The 14,256-nt window shown below is 62.9% G+C and carries 10 protein-coding genes; 6 read left to right on the top strand and 4 right to left on the bottom strand.

What is annotated here, in order from left to right:
* Nucleotides 1–171 precede the first annotated feature (171 nt).
* On the top strand, nucleotides 172–2,715 hold the full coding sequence (locus tag ACI7M0_RS12090; protein WP_129933824.1) for an HWE histidine kinase domain-containing protein: 2,544 nt from the start codon (nucleotides 172–174) through the stop codon (nucleotides 2,713–2,715).
* Between the two features lie 126 nt (nucleotides 2,716–2,841).
* On the opposite strand, the gene ACI7M0_RS12085 is transcribed toward ACI7M0_RS12090, so the two are convergent.
* Complete coding sequence (locus ACI7M0_RS12085) at nucleotides 2,842–4,485, bottom strand: acetolactate synthase large subunit (RefSeq protein ID WP_004576806.1); 1,644 nt, start codon at nucleotides 4,483–4,485, stop codon at nucleotides 2,842–2,844.
* Between the two features lie 185 nt (nucleotides 4,486–4,670).
* Here ACI7M0_RS12085 and ACI7M0_RS12080 point away from each other — a divergent pair, with 185 nt between their 5' ends.
* Nucleotides 4,671–5,552, top strand: coding sequence for a LysR family transcriptional regulator (locus ACI7M0_RS12080; protein ID WP_004374921.1), 882 nt, complete (start codon nucleotides 4,671–4,673; stop codon nucleotides 5,550–5,552).
* On the opposite strand, the gene ACI7M0_RS12075 is transcribed toward ACI7M0_RS12080, so the two are convergent.
* Nucleotides 5,537–6,196, bottom strand: coding sequence for an alpha/beta hydrolase (locus tag ACI7M0_RS12075; RefSeq protein WP_129933996.1), 660 nt, complete (start codon nucleotides 6,194–6,196; stop codon nucleotides 5,537–5,539). The genes ACI7M0_RS12080 and ACI7M0_RS12075 overlap by 16 nt on opposite strands.
* 267 nt (nucleotides 6,197–6,463) lie before the next feature.
* Between ACI7M0_RS12075 and ACI7M0_RS12070 the strand changes: the two genes are divergently transcribed.
* From ACI7M0_RS12070 to ACI7M0_RS12060, 3 genes are all read left to right on the top strand, one after another.
* Nucleotides 6,464–7,648, top strand: a complete 1,185-nt coding sequence (locus ACI7M0_RS12070) for an MFS transporter (RefSeq protein ID WP_129933997.1) — start codon at nucleotides 6,464–6,466, stop codon at nucleotides 7,646–7,648.
* 62 nt (nucleotides 7,649–7,710) lie between these two features.
* Nucleotides 7,711–8,562 (top strand): LysR family transcriptional regulator, encoded by an 852-nt coding sequence (locus ACI7M0_RS12065; RefSeq protein ID WP_064491418.1) that lies wholly within the window; start codon nucleotides 7,711–7,713, stop codon nucleotides 8,560–8,562.
* Nucleotides 8,563–8,658: 96 nt separating this feature from the next.
* On the top strand, nucleotides 8,659–9,654 hold the full coding sequence (locus tag ACI7M0_RS12060) for an aldo/keto reductase (protein ID WP_020192736.1): 996 nt from the start codon (nucleotides 8,659–8,661) through the stop codon (nucleotides 9,652–9,654).
* On the opposite strand, the gene ACI7M0_RS12055 is transcribed toward ACI7M0_RS12060, so the two are convergent.
* Together ACI7M0_RS12055 and ACI7M0_RS12050 are read right to left on the bottom strand one after the other, a co-directional pair.
* Nucleotides 9,647–10,909: an ATP-binding protein gene (locus ACI7M0_RS12055; protein ID WP_129933998.1), complete on the bottom strand. Its 1,263-nt coding sequence runs from the start codon at nucleotides 10,907–10,909 to the stop codon at nucleotides 9,647–9,649. The two genes, ACI7M0_RS12060 and ACI7M0_RS12055, sit on opposite strands and share 8 nt — an antisense overlap.
* Nucleotides 10,906–11,607 carry a response regulator transcription factor gene (locus tag ACI7M0_RS12050; RefSeq protein WP_129933999.1) on the bottom strand — a complete coding sequence of 234 codons (702 nt, stop codon included), beginning with the start codon at nucleotides 11,605–11,607 and terminating at the stop codon, nucleotides 10,906–10,908. Before ACI7M0_RS12050 ends, ACI7M0_RS12055 begins: the two co-directional genes overlap by 4 nt.
* 197 nt (nucleotides 11,608–11,804) lie before the next feature.
* On the opposite strand from ACI7M0_RS12050, the gene bamA reads away from it, so the two are divergent.
* Nucleotides 11,805–14,168: an outer membrane protein assembly factor BamA gene (gene bamA, locus ACI7M0_RS12045; protein WP_405314598.1), complete on the top strand. Its 2,364-nt coding sequence runs from the start codon at nucleotides 11,805–11,807 to the stop codon at nucleotides 14,166–14,168.
* The last annotated feature ends 88 nt before the right edge of the window (nucleotides 14,169–14,256 follow it).

The raw sequence follows: 14,256 nt of genomic DNA, 5'->3' as shown, positions 1-14,256 counted from the left end.
CAAGCGATTCTCGACGGGAGTACATCCGTACTCCACGCTGTGATCAAAGCATTGTCTTGGGAATGGACCGTTATTGCCCGACCCGCCATCCCCAAGGCGTTCAATGCCTGCTAGGCTGACGGACGATGGCGGACCTGCTGCCCGCCTCCCCTTACCCACAGGCACGGGCCAATGACCTACAACCCCCACGTTAACCTGACCAACTGCGACCGGGAGCCCATCCAGATTCCCGGGAGCATCCAGCCCCATGGCTGCCTGCTGGCCTGTGATGCCTCGGCGACCGTGGTGCTGCGCCATTCGGTCAACGCCCCACAGATGCTGGGTGTAGCAAGCGATATCAATGGTCAGAAACTGCACGCGGTGCTGGGTGACGAGGTCACGCATACGCTTCGCAACGCACTTGCCCGTACCCGGGACGCCTCGCGCCCCGCGCTCAGTTTCGGCGTGACGCTGCCCAACGGCGAGGCCGTCGACATCGCCGCCCACTTGTACAAAGGCACGGCAATCCTCGAATTCGAGCCCGCCGGGGCGAGCATCGCCGAACCGATCGAGCTGGCGCGCACGCTGATTGCCCAACTGCGCGAAATCGACCAGACCAGCAAGCTGTTCCGCGACGCCGCCCGCTTTGTCCGGGCGGTGCTCGGTTACGACCGGGTGATGATCTACCAGCTGGGAGCCGACGGTGCCGGCAAGGTGGTTGCCGAGTCCAGGCGTGGCGACCTCGAAAGCTTCATGGGCCAGTACTTCCCTGCCTCCGATATCCCCCAGCAGGCCCGCGCGCTCTACCTGCGCAACCCGATCCGGGTAATCTCCGACGCCCGGTTCAATACGGTCGCCATCAACCCGGTGCTCGACCCCTCGGGCGAACCGCTCGACCTATCCTACGCGCACCTGCGCAGCGTCTCGCCGATCCATTGCGAATACCTGTGCAACATGGGCGTGGGCGCCTCAATGTCGATTTCCGTCATCGTCAACGGCGAGCTGTGGGGAATGATTGCCTGCCATCACTACGCACCGCGCACGCTGGCCATGGGGCAACGTGTGGCCGCCGAGATGTTCGGTGAGTTCTTCTCCCTGCATATCGAGACCCTGCGTAGCCGGCAAAAACTCGAAGCCGCCGTGCGCATCCACAAAGCGCTGGACAGCCTGCTGCGCGACGCCAACCAGGCGGCGGACATTGATGGGTTCTTCCACGCACGCCTGCCCCGGTTGATGTCGCTGATTCCCTGCGACGGCATCGGCATGTCGCTGCTAGGCCGCTGGTCGTGCGCAGGGCTGGCGCCGCCCCAAACGGCCGTGCCTGATCTGCTGCGGCTGGCAGACATGGTCAGCGAAGGCCGAATCTGGGCGTCCAATCGCCTGTCGACAGTGCTCCCGTCGGCCCAGGCGTATTTCAATGATGTGTCGGGTGTGCTGATCGTCCCGATGTCGCAACACCCCAGGGATTACTTGATCTTCTTCCGCAAGGAGGTGGTCGAGACACTCGACTGGGCCGGTGACCCGAGCAAGACCTATGACAGCGGCGCGTTGGGCGACCGCCTGACGCCACGCAAAAGCTTCGCCATCTGGAAAGAAACCGTTCACCAGCAGTCGCTACCCTGGACCGAGCAGGACCGCCAGTTTGGCGATGCCATCCGTACCGCTATCGTCGAAGTGGTACTGCACAACAGCGAACTGCTCGCCAGTGAACGCGCCAAAGCTGAGGTGCGCCAGCGCATGCTCAACGAAGAGCTCAACCACAGGGTCAAGAACATCCTGTCGCTGATTGGTGCACTGGTTGCCCATCCGACCCCGGAAAGCCAGACCCTGCAGGACTATGTGGCAACGCTCAAAGGGCGTATCCAGGCCTTGTCGTTGGCCCATGACCAGGTGGTGCGCGGTGACGGTGGCGGGCGCCTGGCGAAGCTGCTGGAGGCCGAGCTTTCTCCCTATCGCACGGCGGCCGGCGTGATCGAGTTGCAGGGCCCGAACGTCATCCTCGATGCGCGCGCTTACTCGGTCATGGCCCTGGTGCTGCATGAACTGGCCACCAACGCGGCCAAGTACGGTGCGTTATCGCGGGCCGGCGGCAGGCTTTCGGTGAGCTGGGCAATCGACGCCACCAACGGCTGTGCCATCAGTTGGCGGGAAAGTGGTGGGCCAACGGTACGCCCGCCCAGCCGCAGCGGCTTCGGCACGGTACTGATCGACCGCAGCATCCCGTTCGACCTGGGTGGCACAAGCGCAGTGGAATATCACCCCGAAGGCCTGCAAGGCTTTTTCAGAATCCCGGCCAAGCACCTTTCCGTAGCCGAAGCGGCAGAAACCGCTCTCCCGGCCACGCCTCTGGCCCGTGTAAACGGTGCGTTTGCAGCGCGCTCGGGCTTGTGTGTGCTGATACTCGAGGATCAACTGGTGATTGCAGTAGGCCTGGAGCAAATTCTCAACGATGCGCAAATCAAGGACGTGATCACCGCCAGCTCCGAGGACGAGGCCATGCAACTGCTTGGCAGCCACAAGCCGGACGCGGCAATACTGGATGTCAACCTGGGCACCGGAACCTCCATTTCCGTAGCGGATGAGCTGGTTCGCCGGCAGGTTCCGTTCCTCTTTGCCACCGGCTATGGCGACGGCATCAGCATTCCCGAGCACTTGCAGCATGTGCCCGTCACGCGCAAGCCTTATGACGCCAATGCCATTCTGGCCAGCCTGCAAGGTCTGCTTGAGCTGGGTTGACTGGGATACAGAGGCAGCCTTGTATTGCGAAAAGGCCCGTAAAGCCGACACATCACTGTCAGCTATACGGGCCTCTTCGCAGCATCACGCCGCGCCGGCAAAAGGACGGCGTCGGCCTGTCAGGGCTTATACCGCCAGGGCGCGCTCACGCAGCTCGCTGTTGAGGATGCGGTCGTTCTCGCTGTAATCGACCGGGCAGTCGATCACGTGCACACCCGGGGTCTTGATGCAGTGCTCCAGCAGCGGCAGCAGGCCTTCGGCACTTTCCACGCGGTGGCCGTTGGCGCCGTAGGCTTCGGCATATTTGACGAAGTCCGGGTTGCCGTAGTCCAGGCCGAAATCGGTGAAGCCCATGTTGGCCTGCTTCCAGCGGATCATGCCGTAGCCGTCGTCACGCAGGATCACCACGGTGATGTGCATGCCCAGACGTACTGCAGTTTCCAGTTCCTGGCTGTTCATCATGAAGCCGCCGTCGCCACACACCGAGATTACCGGGCGGTCCGGGTGCACCAGGTGCGCAGCCATCGCCGATGGCAGGCCGGCGCCCATGGTCGCCAGGGCGTTGTCCAGCAGCACGGTGTTTGGCTTGTGCGCTTTGTAGTTGCGGGCGAACCAGATCTTGTAGATGCCGTTGTCCAGGGCGACGATGCCTTCGGACGGCAGTACACGACGGATGTCAGCCACCATGCGCTGTGGGTAGACCGGGAAGCGGTCGTCGTCGGCTCCTTCGGCGATCTGTGCTTCGTTGGCTTCACGGATGGCCATCAGGCGGGTGAAGTCCCAGTGCGACGTGTCGTTCAGCGCTTCACTGATCTGCCACACGGCGTTGGCGATGTCGCCGATCACTTCTACTTGCGGGAAGTACACGGCATCGACTTCGGCAGAGCGGAAGTTGATGTGGATGACTTCGGTGCCGCCACGGACCATGAAGAACGGTGGCTTCTCGATCACATCGTGGCCAATGTTGATGATCAGGTCGGCGGCTTCGACAGCGCGGTGAACGAAGTCGCCCGACGACAGCGCCGCGTTGCCGAGGAAGCGCGGGTGGCGCTCGTCGACCACGCCTTTACCCATCTGGGTGGTGATGAACGGGATGCCGGTCTTGTCGATCAGTTGCTTGAGGACCTTGGCGGTCATCTTGCGGTTGGCACCGGCACCGATCACCAGGATCGGGTTACGCGCGTTCTGCAGTTTTTCGACGGCAGCTTCGATGGCCACATGCTCGGCCAGCGGGCGGCGGTGCAGGCTGCGCGGGATCGGCAGCGCGTCGGTCTGCTCGGCGGCGATGTCCTCCGGCAGCTCCAGGTGCACCGCACCCGGCTTTTCTTCTTCGGCCAGGCGGAAGGCTTCGCGCATGCGGGCCGGGATGTTGTCGGCCGAGGCGAACTGGTGGGTGTACTTGGTGATGGGGTCCATCATGCCGCACACGTCAATGATCTGGAAGCGACCCTGCTTGGACTTCTTGATCGGCTTCTGCCCGGTGATCATCATCATCGGCATGCCGCCCAGGTAGGCGTAGGCACTGGCGGTCACCAGGTTGGTGGCACCAGGGCCGAGGGTCGACAGGCTGACGCCGGTCTTGCCGGTCAGACGACCGTAGGTGGCAGCCATGAAACCTGCAGACTGCTCGTGACGGGTCAGTACCAGCTTGATCTTCGACTTGCGCAGGGATTCGAGCAGGTCGAGGTTTTCCTCACCGGGAATGCCGAATACATACTCGACACCTTCGTTTTCCAGGCATTGCACAACGACATCGGCGGCCTTGGCCATTTGGGGTACTACCTCAAAATCTTTGTGGGATTGCAGATTTATTAAGCTGCGTGACTGAGATGTTGCAGGATGTCTCAGTGGCGCGCATCGTAGGCCCTCTGGTTAATAATAATAAATATATTGTTATGATGCTTAGCATCACAGTTCGTTATGAATGCATCCCGCATGAAAGGTAGCACCCCTCAATGAACCTCAAGGCATTGCGCTGCTGTGTCGAAATCGTCCGGCAAGGCAGCTTCACCAAGGCCGCACAGCACCTGCACATCGCCCAGCCCGCGCTGAGCATGGCCGTTACCCGGCTGGAAGAAGAACTGGGGGTAACCCTGTTCAACCGCACCACGCGCAAAGTGATCCTCACGGCAGAAGGCGAGCAGTTCTTGCCGCGCATTGCCTCTGCCCTGCGCGAAATGGACGTTGCCCGGCAAGAGCTGCGCGACATGGCCGACCTCAAGCGCGGTGAAGTACGCCTGGGTATCCCGCCGATGTTCGGCCTGCACTACGTCCCCGGGTTGATGAACGCCTTCCGCAAGTCGTACCCGGGCATTGCCATGACCGTGTTCGAAGGCAGTGCCGAAGACATTGGCCATCGTCTGGAACAACGGGAAATCGACCTGGCGCTGCTGGAGTCCCGGCGTGTACCGCCCGACAAGGAGTCGATCCTGCTGGGCAGCGACGAGATGCTGGCGTGCATGCACCCTGATCACCCCTATGCCGGCAAGGCCTACCTCACCGCCGAAGACCTGCGCAATACCGACATGGTGGTGTTCGATCGCACCTTCGTTCAACGCCATCTTCTGGATGCGTTCTTCGCCGAACATGGCATCACTTACCAGGTGGCGCTACAGAGCAACTTCGTCTCGCTGGTGGTGCAGGCCGCGCTGGACAACATGGGGGTGGCGACCCTGCTGCGCTCGGTGCAGCAACGCACGCCTGGCATCGTCGGCGTGCCGTTCCGGCCAGCACAGCAGATGAGCTTCCGCTTGTGCTGGCGCTCGGGGGAATACCTGTCGCTGGCCAGCAAGCGGTTCATCGACTTTGCTGCACAGACGCATTACCTGGAGCGGTGAGGGCCAGTCTTCTGGGCGAGATGAGCAATCACCTGCTCCGCGGCACGGCCCAGGCAGCCTTTGAAAAAGTGATTGGCACCGGCGTATACCGACACTGCCCGTTGTTCAGGGCCAGCCCATTGCAGCAGGTTGGCCAGCGGTGCCATTTCATCCTGTTCACCATGCAGTAACAGGCAATCCCCAGGCAGCGGCAATGGCTCGTAATAGCGCCCTCCCGGTACATCCCCCACCGGCAGCCCCATCAATGCGACTGCCTGCAACTGCCCTTCCAGCGCACAGGCAACCCGGGCGAAAACGTAGGCCCCAAAGGAAAACCCGACCAGGGCTACCGGCAGCTCGGGCTGTTGCTGGTTGAAGTGACGGATGACCGTGATGCAATCCTCGGCTTCACCGATGCCCTGGTCGTGCGCGCCCTGCGTCTGCCCCACCCCACGAAAGCTCGGCCGTACCACTTGCCAGCCGGCTGCACGTAGCTGCCGTGCCAGGGTCAGCGGCACGATATGCCGTGGGCTACCGCCCAGCAGCGGTTGCGGATGGCTGACCAGCACCAGCCCTTTGGGTGGTCCGTCGGGGTAGTCGATCAACAGCTCGATCTGGCCGGCGGCCCCATCGATAAGCAGCGGGTTGCTCGGGGTATCTGACATTGCAGTTGTCCTTGTGAACCGAATGTGTGGCGCGTGTACTCACCGTTTACCGAGCATTGGCGCGTCACCGCCCGCAGTCTAAAAGAGCAGGCGTACCCGGTGCCACAGGATCCCGTCACTTCAGCCAGGGGCGTAGCAAGCGCGCCCGTACTGAGCAGGACACGGGCTGCAATGTCGCGGAAGCCGGGGCAGCATCCTCGACGTTGCAGCCATCGATTGACTATTATCCCGCCTTGAACGTTTCAGCATGTTTCAATAGGGATACAGATGTCAGTCCAGGAACGCCCCCCGCTCCCCAGTAAAAACACCGTCGCCAAGATGGAAGCCGCCATGGCACTGGGCAGCTTTGCCATCGGCACCGGCGAATTCGCCATCATGGGCCTGATGCCCGACATTGCCAGCAATTTGCAGTTGAGCGAACCACAGGTGGGCCATGCCATCAGCGCGTATGCACTGGGGGTGATGGTTGGCGCGCCGACACTGGCCATTCTCGGTGCCAAGCTGCTGCGCAAGCACATGCTGCTGCTGTTGATGCTGCTGTATGCCGTGGGCAACCTGGCCACTGCCTTTGCCCCCTCGTTCGGTGGCCTGGTCGCATTTCGTTTCATCAGCGGCCTGCCCCACGGCGCCTACTTCGGCATTGCCGCAGTGGTGGCCTCGAGCATGGTCGCCAAGGATCAGCGCGCGGGGGCCGTTGCCCGGGTGATGATGGGCCTGACCTTGGCCATGTTGCTCGGCAACCCGGTTGCCACCTTCCTGGGCCAGTACTTCGGCTGGCGTTCGGCATTCGTGCTGGTCGGCGCGATCGCCCTGTGCACCATCGCCCTGGTCTGGCGTTTCGTGCCCCAGCGCCACGACGAAACACGCAGCGACCCGCGCAAGGAGCTCCAGGCCTTTGCCCACCCACAGGTATGGATGGCGCTGGCCATCGCTTCGATCGGTTTTGCCGGCATGTTCTGCGTGTTCAGCTACCTGGCACCGACCATGCTGCACGTGACCCAGGTGTCGCCACAGTGGATTCCGTTCGGTCTGGCGGCGTTCGGCGTGGGCGGTATCGTCGGCAACATCGCTGGCGGCAAGCTGTTCGACCGCCTGCAGTTCCGCGCCGTGGGCTTGGTACTGATGTGGTCGGTCGCCGTGCTGCTGTTCTTTACCTTCGCCGCCCAGGCGCTGTGGAGCCTGCTGCTGGGCATCGGCCTGGTGGGCACCATGATCGCCTTGGCGGCACCGCTACAGATCCGCCTCATGGACATTGCCCATGAGGCGCCTAGCCTGGCAGCGGCGTCCAACCATGCGGCGTTCAACCTGGCCAATGCCCTGGGGCCGTGGCTGGGAGGCATGGCGATCACTGCCGGCATGGGCTGGACCAGCACCGGGTACATCGGCGCCGCGACTGCGCTGGTTGGTTTGGGCATTTACCTGGTGGCACGGCGGATGAAAGGCGGGCATTGAAGCCGGCATGGTCATAAAGGGTTACCCTACCCCTTCATGCACCCGCCACTGCCGAGTCATTCATGTTCGATTGGGAAGACCTGCGCCATTTCTCCGCCTTCAGCTCGGCCGGCTCGCTGTCGGCCGCTGCCAAGACCCTGGGTGTCGACCACGCCACCGTGGCCCGGCGCATCGCCTCGCTCGAAGCTTCGCTCAAGCTCAAGCTGGTCGACCGACGTCCCCGCGCCTATGCCCTTACCCACGAAGGCCAACGTGTTGCGGAACTCGCCGAGCAGATGGCCATGTCCTCTTTTGCCCTGGAGCATTTCGCCAGCGCCGGCCAACAGACAGTGGAAGGTGAAGTGGTGCTCTCGGCACCACCGGCGCTGCTGGGCAGCATCGTCGCCCGGCGCCTGGGCGAGCTGTACCAGCGCTACCCACAACTGCGCCTGAAGCTGGTAGGCAGCAAATCCAAGGCATCCTTGGTCCGCCGCGAAGCTGACATCAGCATCGCCCTGGCCAGGCCGACAGAGCCAACTCTGGTGGTCAGCCTGCTGGGGCACCTGGATTACCGGCTGTATGCCTCGCCCGGTTACCTGGCCAGCGCAACGGTCAGGCGCTACATCGGCTACGACGAGTCTCAGGCCCGTTCCCCACAACAGCAATGGCTCAACCTCCAGGCCGGCCAGCAGCCGTTCGCATTGCACAGCAATGACCTGCGCATCCAGGCCCAAGCCTGTGCCGGCGGCATCGGCATCGCCTGCCTGCCCGCGTTCATGGCACAGGAACACGGTCTGAAAGAGGCAGGCAGCGCCCAACAGACAATGAGCATCGAAATCTGGCTGGCCGTGCATGAAGACGTGCGCGCCACACCGCGGATCAAGGCGGTTACCGACTTCCTTCAGCAACAGGTGCGGCCGCTGCTGCGCTTGTGAATTCTTGCAGATGGCGCATGCATCAATACGGAATTTTCGCCCAACCCTGCCAGCGTTAGGCTAACTCCATCACTCACGCCCTTGAAGGAGACGACGATGCAGTACGTGAAGCTGGGTAGCACTGGGCTGGACATTTCAAGGCTGTGCCTGGGCTGCATGACCTTCGGTGAACCCGACGCCGGCACTCATCCGTGGACCTTGGGCGAAGACGCCAGCCGGCCGATCATTCGCCATGCCGTCGAGCAAGGCATCAACTTCTTCGACACTGCCAACAGCTATTCCGCCGGCACCTCGGAAATCATCCTCGGCAAACTCCTGAGGGAGTTTACCCGCCGTGAAGAAACCGTGATCGCCACCAAGGTGTTCTTCCCTGCCAACATGTGGGAGGGCGCCAGCCGGCCCAATGAGCAAGGCTTGTCACGCAAGGCGATCATGGCCAACATCGACGCCAGCCTCAGCCGCCTGGGCACAGACTACGTCGACCTTTACCAGATCCACCGCTGGGACTACCACACCCCCATCGAGGAAACCATGGAAGCTCTGCATGATGTGGTCAAGGCCGGCAAGGCGCGCTACATCGGTGCATCGTCGATGTATGCCTGGCAGTTCGCCAAGGCGCAGCAGGTAGCCGCCAGCCATGGCTGGAGCCGCTTCGTGTCGATGCAGAACTACCTCAACCTGATCTACCGCGAAGAAGAGCGAGAGATGATCCCGCTGTGCCTGGATCAAGGCGTCGGCCTGATGCCCTGGAGCCCGATGGCGCGCGGCCGCCTGACACGACCGCATGGGCAGCAAACCCAACGCACGCGCACCGATGTGTCCGGGCAGTCGTTCTATGAAAAGACCGAGGTGGAGGACGGCCGGGTAATCGATGTGGTCGAGCAGATCGCCAGCGAACGGGGGGTGCCGATGGCCCAGGTTGCGCTGGCCTGGGTGCTGGGTAGGGCCGGCGTTAGCGCCCCTATCGTCGGCGCTTCGAAGCCCGCCCACCTGGACGATGCCCTGGGCGCACTGTCACTGCAGCTGAGCGAGGACGAAGTGGCGCGCTTGCAGGCCCCTTACGTTCCCCACGCGGTCACCGGCTTCAAGTAGCAATGGCTTGCGGCAGTTCGATGCGCACCCGCAAGCCCCCTGTGGCGGCGGCCAGCGCGGTGATGCTGCCACCGTGCAAGGCGATGGCACGCTGGGCGATCGCCAGCCCCAGGCCGAAGCCATCGCTGCTGTCGGTGCCACGGTCGAACGGTTCGAAGATGCGCTGCAGGCGCGCCGGGTCGACGCCCGGGCCATGGTCGCTGACGCACACCTGCAACCATTGCCCACCTGGTGCCGGTGCGGCCTCCACCAATACCGCCGTGCCGGGCTTCGTGTAGCGCACGGCATTGCGGATGACGTTCTCGAAGGCCCGGTACAGGAGTTCTTCATGGCCATGCATGAGAAACGCGCCCTGAGCCAGCAAGGACACCTGGCACTGCTTCATGCCTGCCTCGAAACGGGCATCCTCGACGATCTGCGCCAGCAGTTCGACCACATCCACGCTGGCGAAGTCACTGTTGCCTTGACGGGACTGGGCACGGGCCAGGGTCAGCAGTTGCTCGATCAGGTCGTCCATGCGCCGCGACTCGCGCTCGACCCGCTCCAGCATGTCGGGCCGGTCAGGTTGCTGGCGCATCAGGCCGATGGCGGCATGCATGCGGGTAAGCGGTGAGCGCAGCTCATGGGAAATATCATGCAGCAGGTTCTGCTGGGCCTGCACCAGGGCCTTGAGCTGGCCGGCCATGCGGTCACAATCCTCGGCCAGGTCGACGATTTCGTCACGGCGCTTGCCCAGCCGCGGCCTGACCCGCACATCGAAACGGCCTTGGGCAACCTGGCCCATGGCCTCGCGCAGCCAGGCCAGCGGGCGGGTCAGGTAAAAGCTGCACAACAGCGCGAACAGCGCGCTCATCACAGCCCCTGTCACGAACGGGCCAAGGTTGCGTGGGCGCGGTGCCATACCGACACGGGTGGCCACCGAAGCGCGCAGCACCAGCGGGCGGCCGTCACGGTCGAGCAGTGCCTGCTCGAAGCGCGCCACGTGCACCGTTTGGCCAGCCAGCAAGCGGTCTTGATCGTCGTAAAGGCCTACTTGCACATCCTGCGGCTGTGGCGACACGTCCAGCAGCTGGCGGCCGGCCCGCTCGCCATGCCGTTCGAGCATTTGCAGCTCGGTGGCCAGCAGCGAACGCAGCCCGGGTGTATCGCCGCGCAGCTCATTGAGCATGAAGGCCCCCGCCCCCACCAGGAAGGTCAGGGTGTTGGCAAGCCAGAAGGCCAGGAACAGCTTCCAGAACAGACGCCGGCGCATCATTCGACGATCAGCATGTAGCCCATGCCGCGCACGCTCTGGATCCAGCTGCTGCCATCGGCACGCGGGCCAAGTTTTTGCCGGATGCTACTGACGTGCACGTCGATGCGTCGGTCATAACGGGTCAGCGGCCGGCCCAGGGCATTGAGCGACAGGTCCTGCTTGCTGACCAGCTGACCGGCCTGGCGCGCCAGGGCTTCGAGCAGGCTGAACTCGGAGCCGGTCAGTTCCAGCGTGGCTGCGCCCCAGCGCGCCTCGCGCCGCCCCGGCCACATTTTCAATGCGCCACTGCGTACCTGTTCAGGTACCTCGGGCGCGCTGGTTTCACCCATCAGGTGTGGCTGCACGCGACGCAGTATTGCCCGCAGGCGTGCCACCAGCTCGCCAGGAGAGCTGGGCTTGGGCACATAGTCATCGGCCCCCAGCTCCAGGCCGGCAATGCGGTCGATGTTGTCACCGCGGGCCGTCAGCAGCAGCACCGGCACCTGGCTACGTGCACGCACGCGGCGCAGCACCTCGATACCAGAGATGCCTGGCAGCATCACGTCCAGCACCACCACCTGGAAATGGCCGGACAACGCCAGGGTCTCGCCTTCCTCACCCGTGTCCGCGGCCGTCGCCTGGAAGCCTTCGCGCGCCAGGTACAAAGAGAGCATTTCAGTCAGTTCGCGGTCGTCGTCGACCAGCAGCACAGGGATCATCAGGGCCAGATATCGCAATTGCAGGGGTTGCAATGATCGCCCTGCAAGCCGGCACTGTCACTGCCGCCCGGTCGGACTTTACACATCTTTACCCTCGGCTAACCGCGCCGTACACAGCCCGCCCGTATCCTCATCGCCCGCTGCTTGCGGGTCGCCCGCGCTTGCTGCCCTCCGAATCCGCTTGTCTGGAAACCCCGATGAACTACCCGCGCCTGTTGCTCTCCATCCTGCTGCTGAAAGCCACGTTGGCCCAGGCCTCACCGTTCAGGATCGCCGACATTCGCGTCAACGGCCTGCAGCGGGTTTCCGCTGGCAGTGTGTTCGGTGCCTTGCCGCTGAACGTTGGCGACCAGGCTGACGACCGCCGCCTGGTGGACTCGACTCGTTCCCTGTTCAAGACCGGGTTCTTCCAGGACATCCAGTTGAGCCGCGATGGCAATGTGCTGATCATCAACGTGGTCGAGCGCCCGTCGGTGTCGAGCATCGAGATTGAAGGCAACAAGGCGATCAGCACCGAAGACCTGATGAAGGGCCTGAAGCAATCGGGCCTGGCCGAAGGCGAGATCTTCCAGCGTGCCACCCTCGAAGGTGTGCGTAACGAACTGCAACGCCAGTACGTGGCCCAGGGGCGCTACTCGGCCGAGGTCGACGCCGAAGTGGTGCCGCAGCCGCGCAACCGTGTGGCCCTGAAGATCAAGATCAACGAAGGCACCGTCGCCGCCATCCAGCACATCAACATCGTTGGCAACAACGTATTCGATGATGAGACCCTGGGGCAGCTGTTCGAGCTGAAGACCACCAACTGGCTGTCGTTCTTCAAGAACGACGACAAGTACGCCCGTGAAAAACTCTCCGGTGACCTGGAGCGCCTGCGTTCCTACTACCTGGACCGCGGCTACATCAACATGGACATCGCCTCCACCCAGGTGTCCATCACGCCGGACAAGAAGCACGTCTACATCACCGTCAACATCAACGAAGGCGAGAAATACACCGTTCGCGACGTGAAGCTGTCCGGTGACCTCAAGGTGCCGGAAGACCAGGTCAAGTCGCTGCTGCTGGTGCAGCCGGGGCAGGTATTCTCGCGCAAGGTGATGACCACCACGTCCGAGCTGATCACCCGTCGCCTGGGTAACGAAGGCTACACCTTCGCCAACGTCAACGGCGTGCCGCAACCCAACGACCAGGACCACACGGTCGACATCATGTTCGTGGTCGACCCGGGCAAGCGTGCCTACGTCAACCGCATCAACTACCGCGGCAACACCAAGACCGAAGACGAAGTGCTGCGTCGCGAAATGCGCCAGATGGAAGGCGGCTGGGCGTCGACCTACCTGATCGACCAGTCCAAGACCCGTCTTGAGCGCCTGGGCTTCTTCAAGGAAGTCAACGTCGAGACCCCGCAGGTGCCTGGCACCGACGACCAGGTCGACGTCAACTACAGCGTCGAAGAGCAGGCCTCCGGCTCGATCACCGCCAGCGTCGGTTTCGCCCAGAGCGCCGGCCTGATCCTGGGGGGTTCGATCAGCCAGAGCAACTTCCTCGGTACCGGTAACAAGGTATCCATCGGCCTGACCCGTTCGGAATACCAGACCAAGTACAACTTCGGCTTCGTCGACCCCTACTTCACCGCCGACGGCGTCAGCCTGGGCTACAACCTGTTCTACAGCAGCACCGACTACAGCGATTACTACGACGATGGGGTTTCGTACTATGCAATCAACAGCTACGGCGCCGGGGTCAGCTTCGGCTACCCGATCAACGAAACCTCGCGCCTGACCTACGGCCTGACCCTGCAGCACGACGACATTTCGCCCGGCACCTACAGCGCTGACGAGATCTACGATTTCATCTCCCGCGAAGGCAAAAGCTTCAACAACCTCAAGGCGTCGATCGGTTGGTCGGAGTCCACCCTCAACAAAGGCGTACTGGCCACCCGGGGCCACTCGCAGAGCCTGACGCTGATGGCTACCACCCCTGGCAGCGACCTGTCGTTCTACAAGCTCGACTACAACGGCCAGGCTTTCCTGCCGGTCACCAGCAACACCACGCTGCGCCTGCACACTAACCTGGGCTACGGCAACGGCTATGGCTCCACCGACGGCTTGCCGTTCTATGAAAGCTACAACGCCGGTGGGCAGGGCTCGGTACGCGGGTTCAAGGACGGCACCCTCGGCCCGCGCAGCACACCGGCTACCGGGGCCTATTCCAGCGCTGGGCAGGCTTACTATTCCGACCGCGACACCGATGTGCTGGGGGGTAATATCCTGATTACCGGCGGTGCCGAGTACCTGTTCCCGCTGCCCTTCGTGAAGGACCAGAGCCAGCTGCGCAGCTCGGTGTTCGTCGATGCCGGCAACGTGTATGCCGACACCTGCTACCTGTCCACCACCCAAGGCTGCGGCAGCGTCGACCTGGCGCAGATAGCTGTGTCGCTGGGGGTTGGCGTGACCTGGTACAGCCCGATGGGGCCGCTGAGTTTCAGCCTGGCGGCGCCATTGAAAAAGCCGGATAACGCCGAAACCCAGGTGTTCCAGTTCTCGTTGGGGCAGACCTTCTGATGCTGCTCATGAAATGAACCGCGCAGCACGGGGGTTGAGCATTACCCGCTTTTACCCCCGCTTTACCCAAGTTGACAGTCACCTTGCC

It is taken from the genome of Pseudomonas sp. 10(2024) (assembly GCF_045164175.1).
Lineage (GTDB): Bacteria > Pseudomonadota > Gammaproteobacteria > Pseudomonadales > Pseudomonadaceae > Aquipseudomonas > Aquipseudomonas alloputida.
This window is presented reverse-complemented; position numbering and strand designations above follow the sequence as displayed.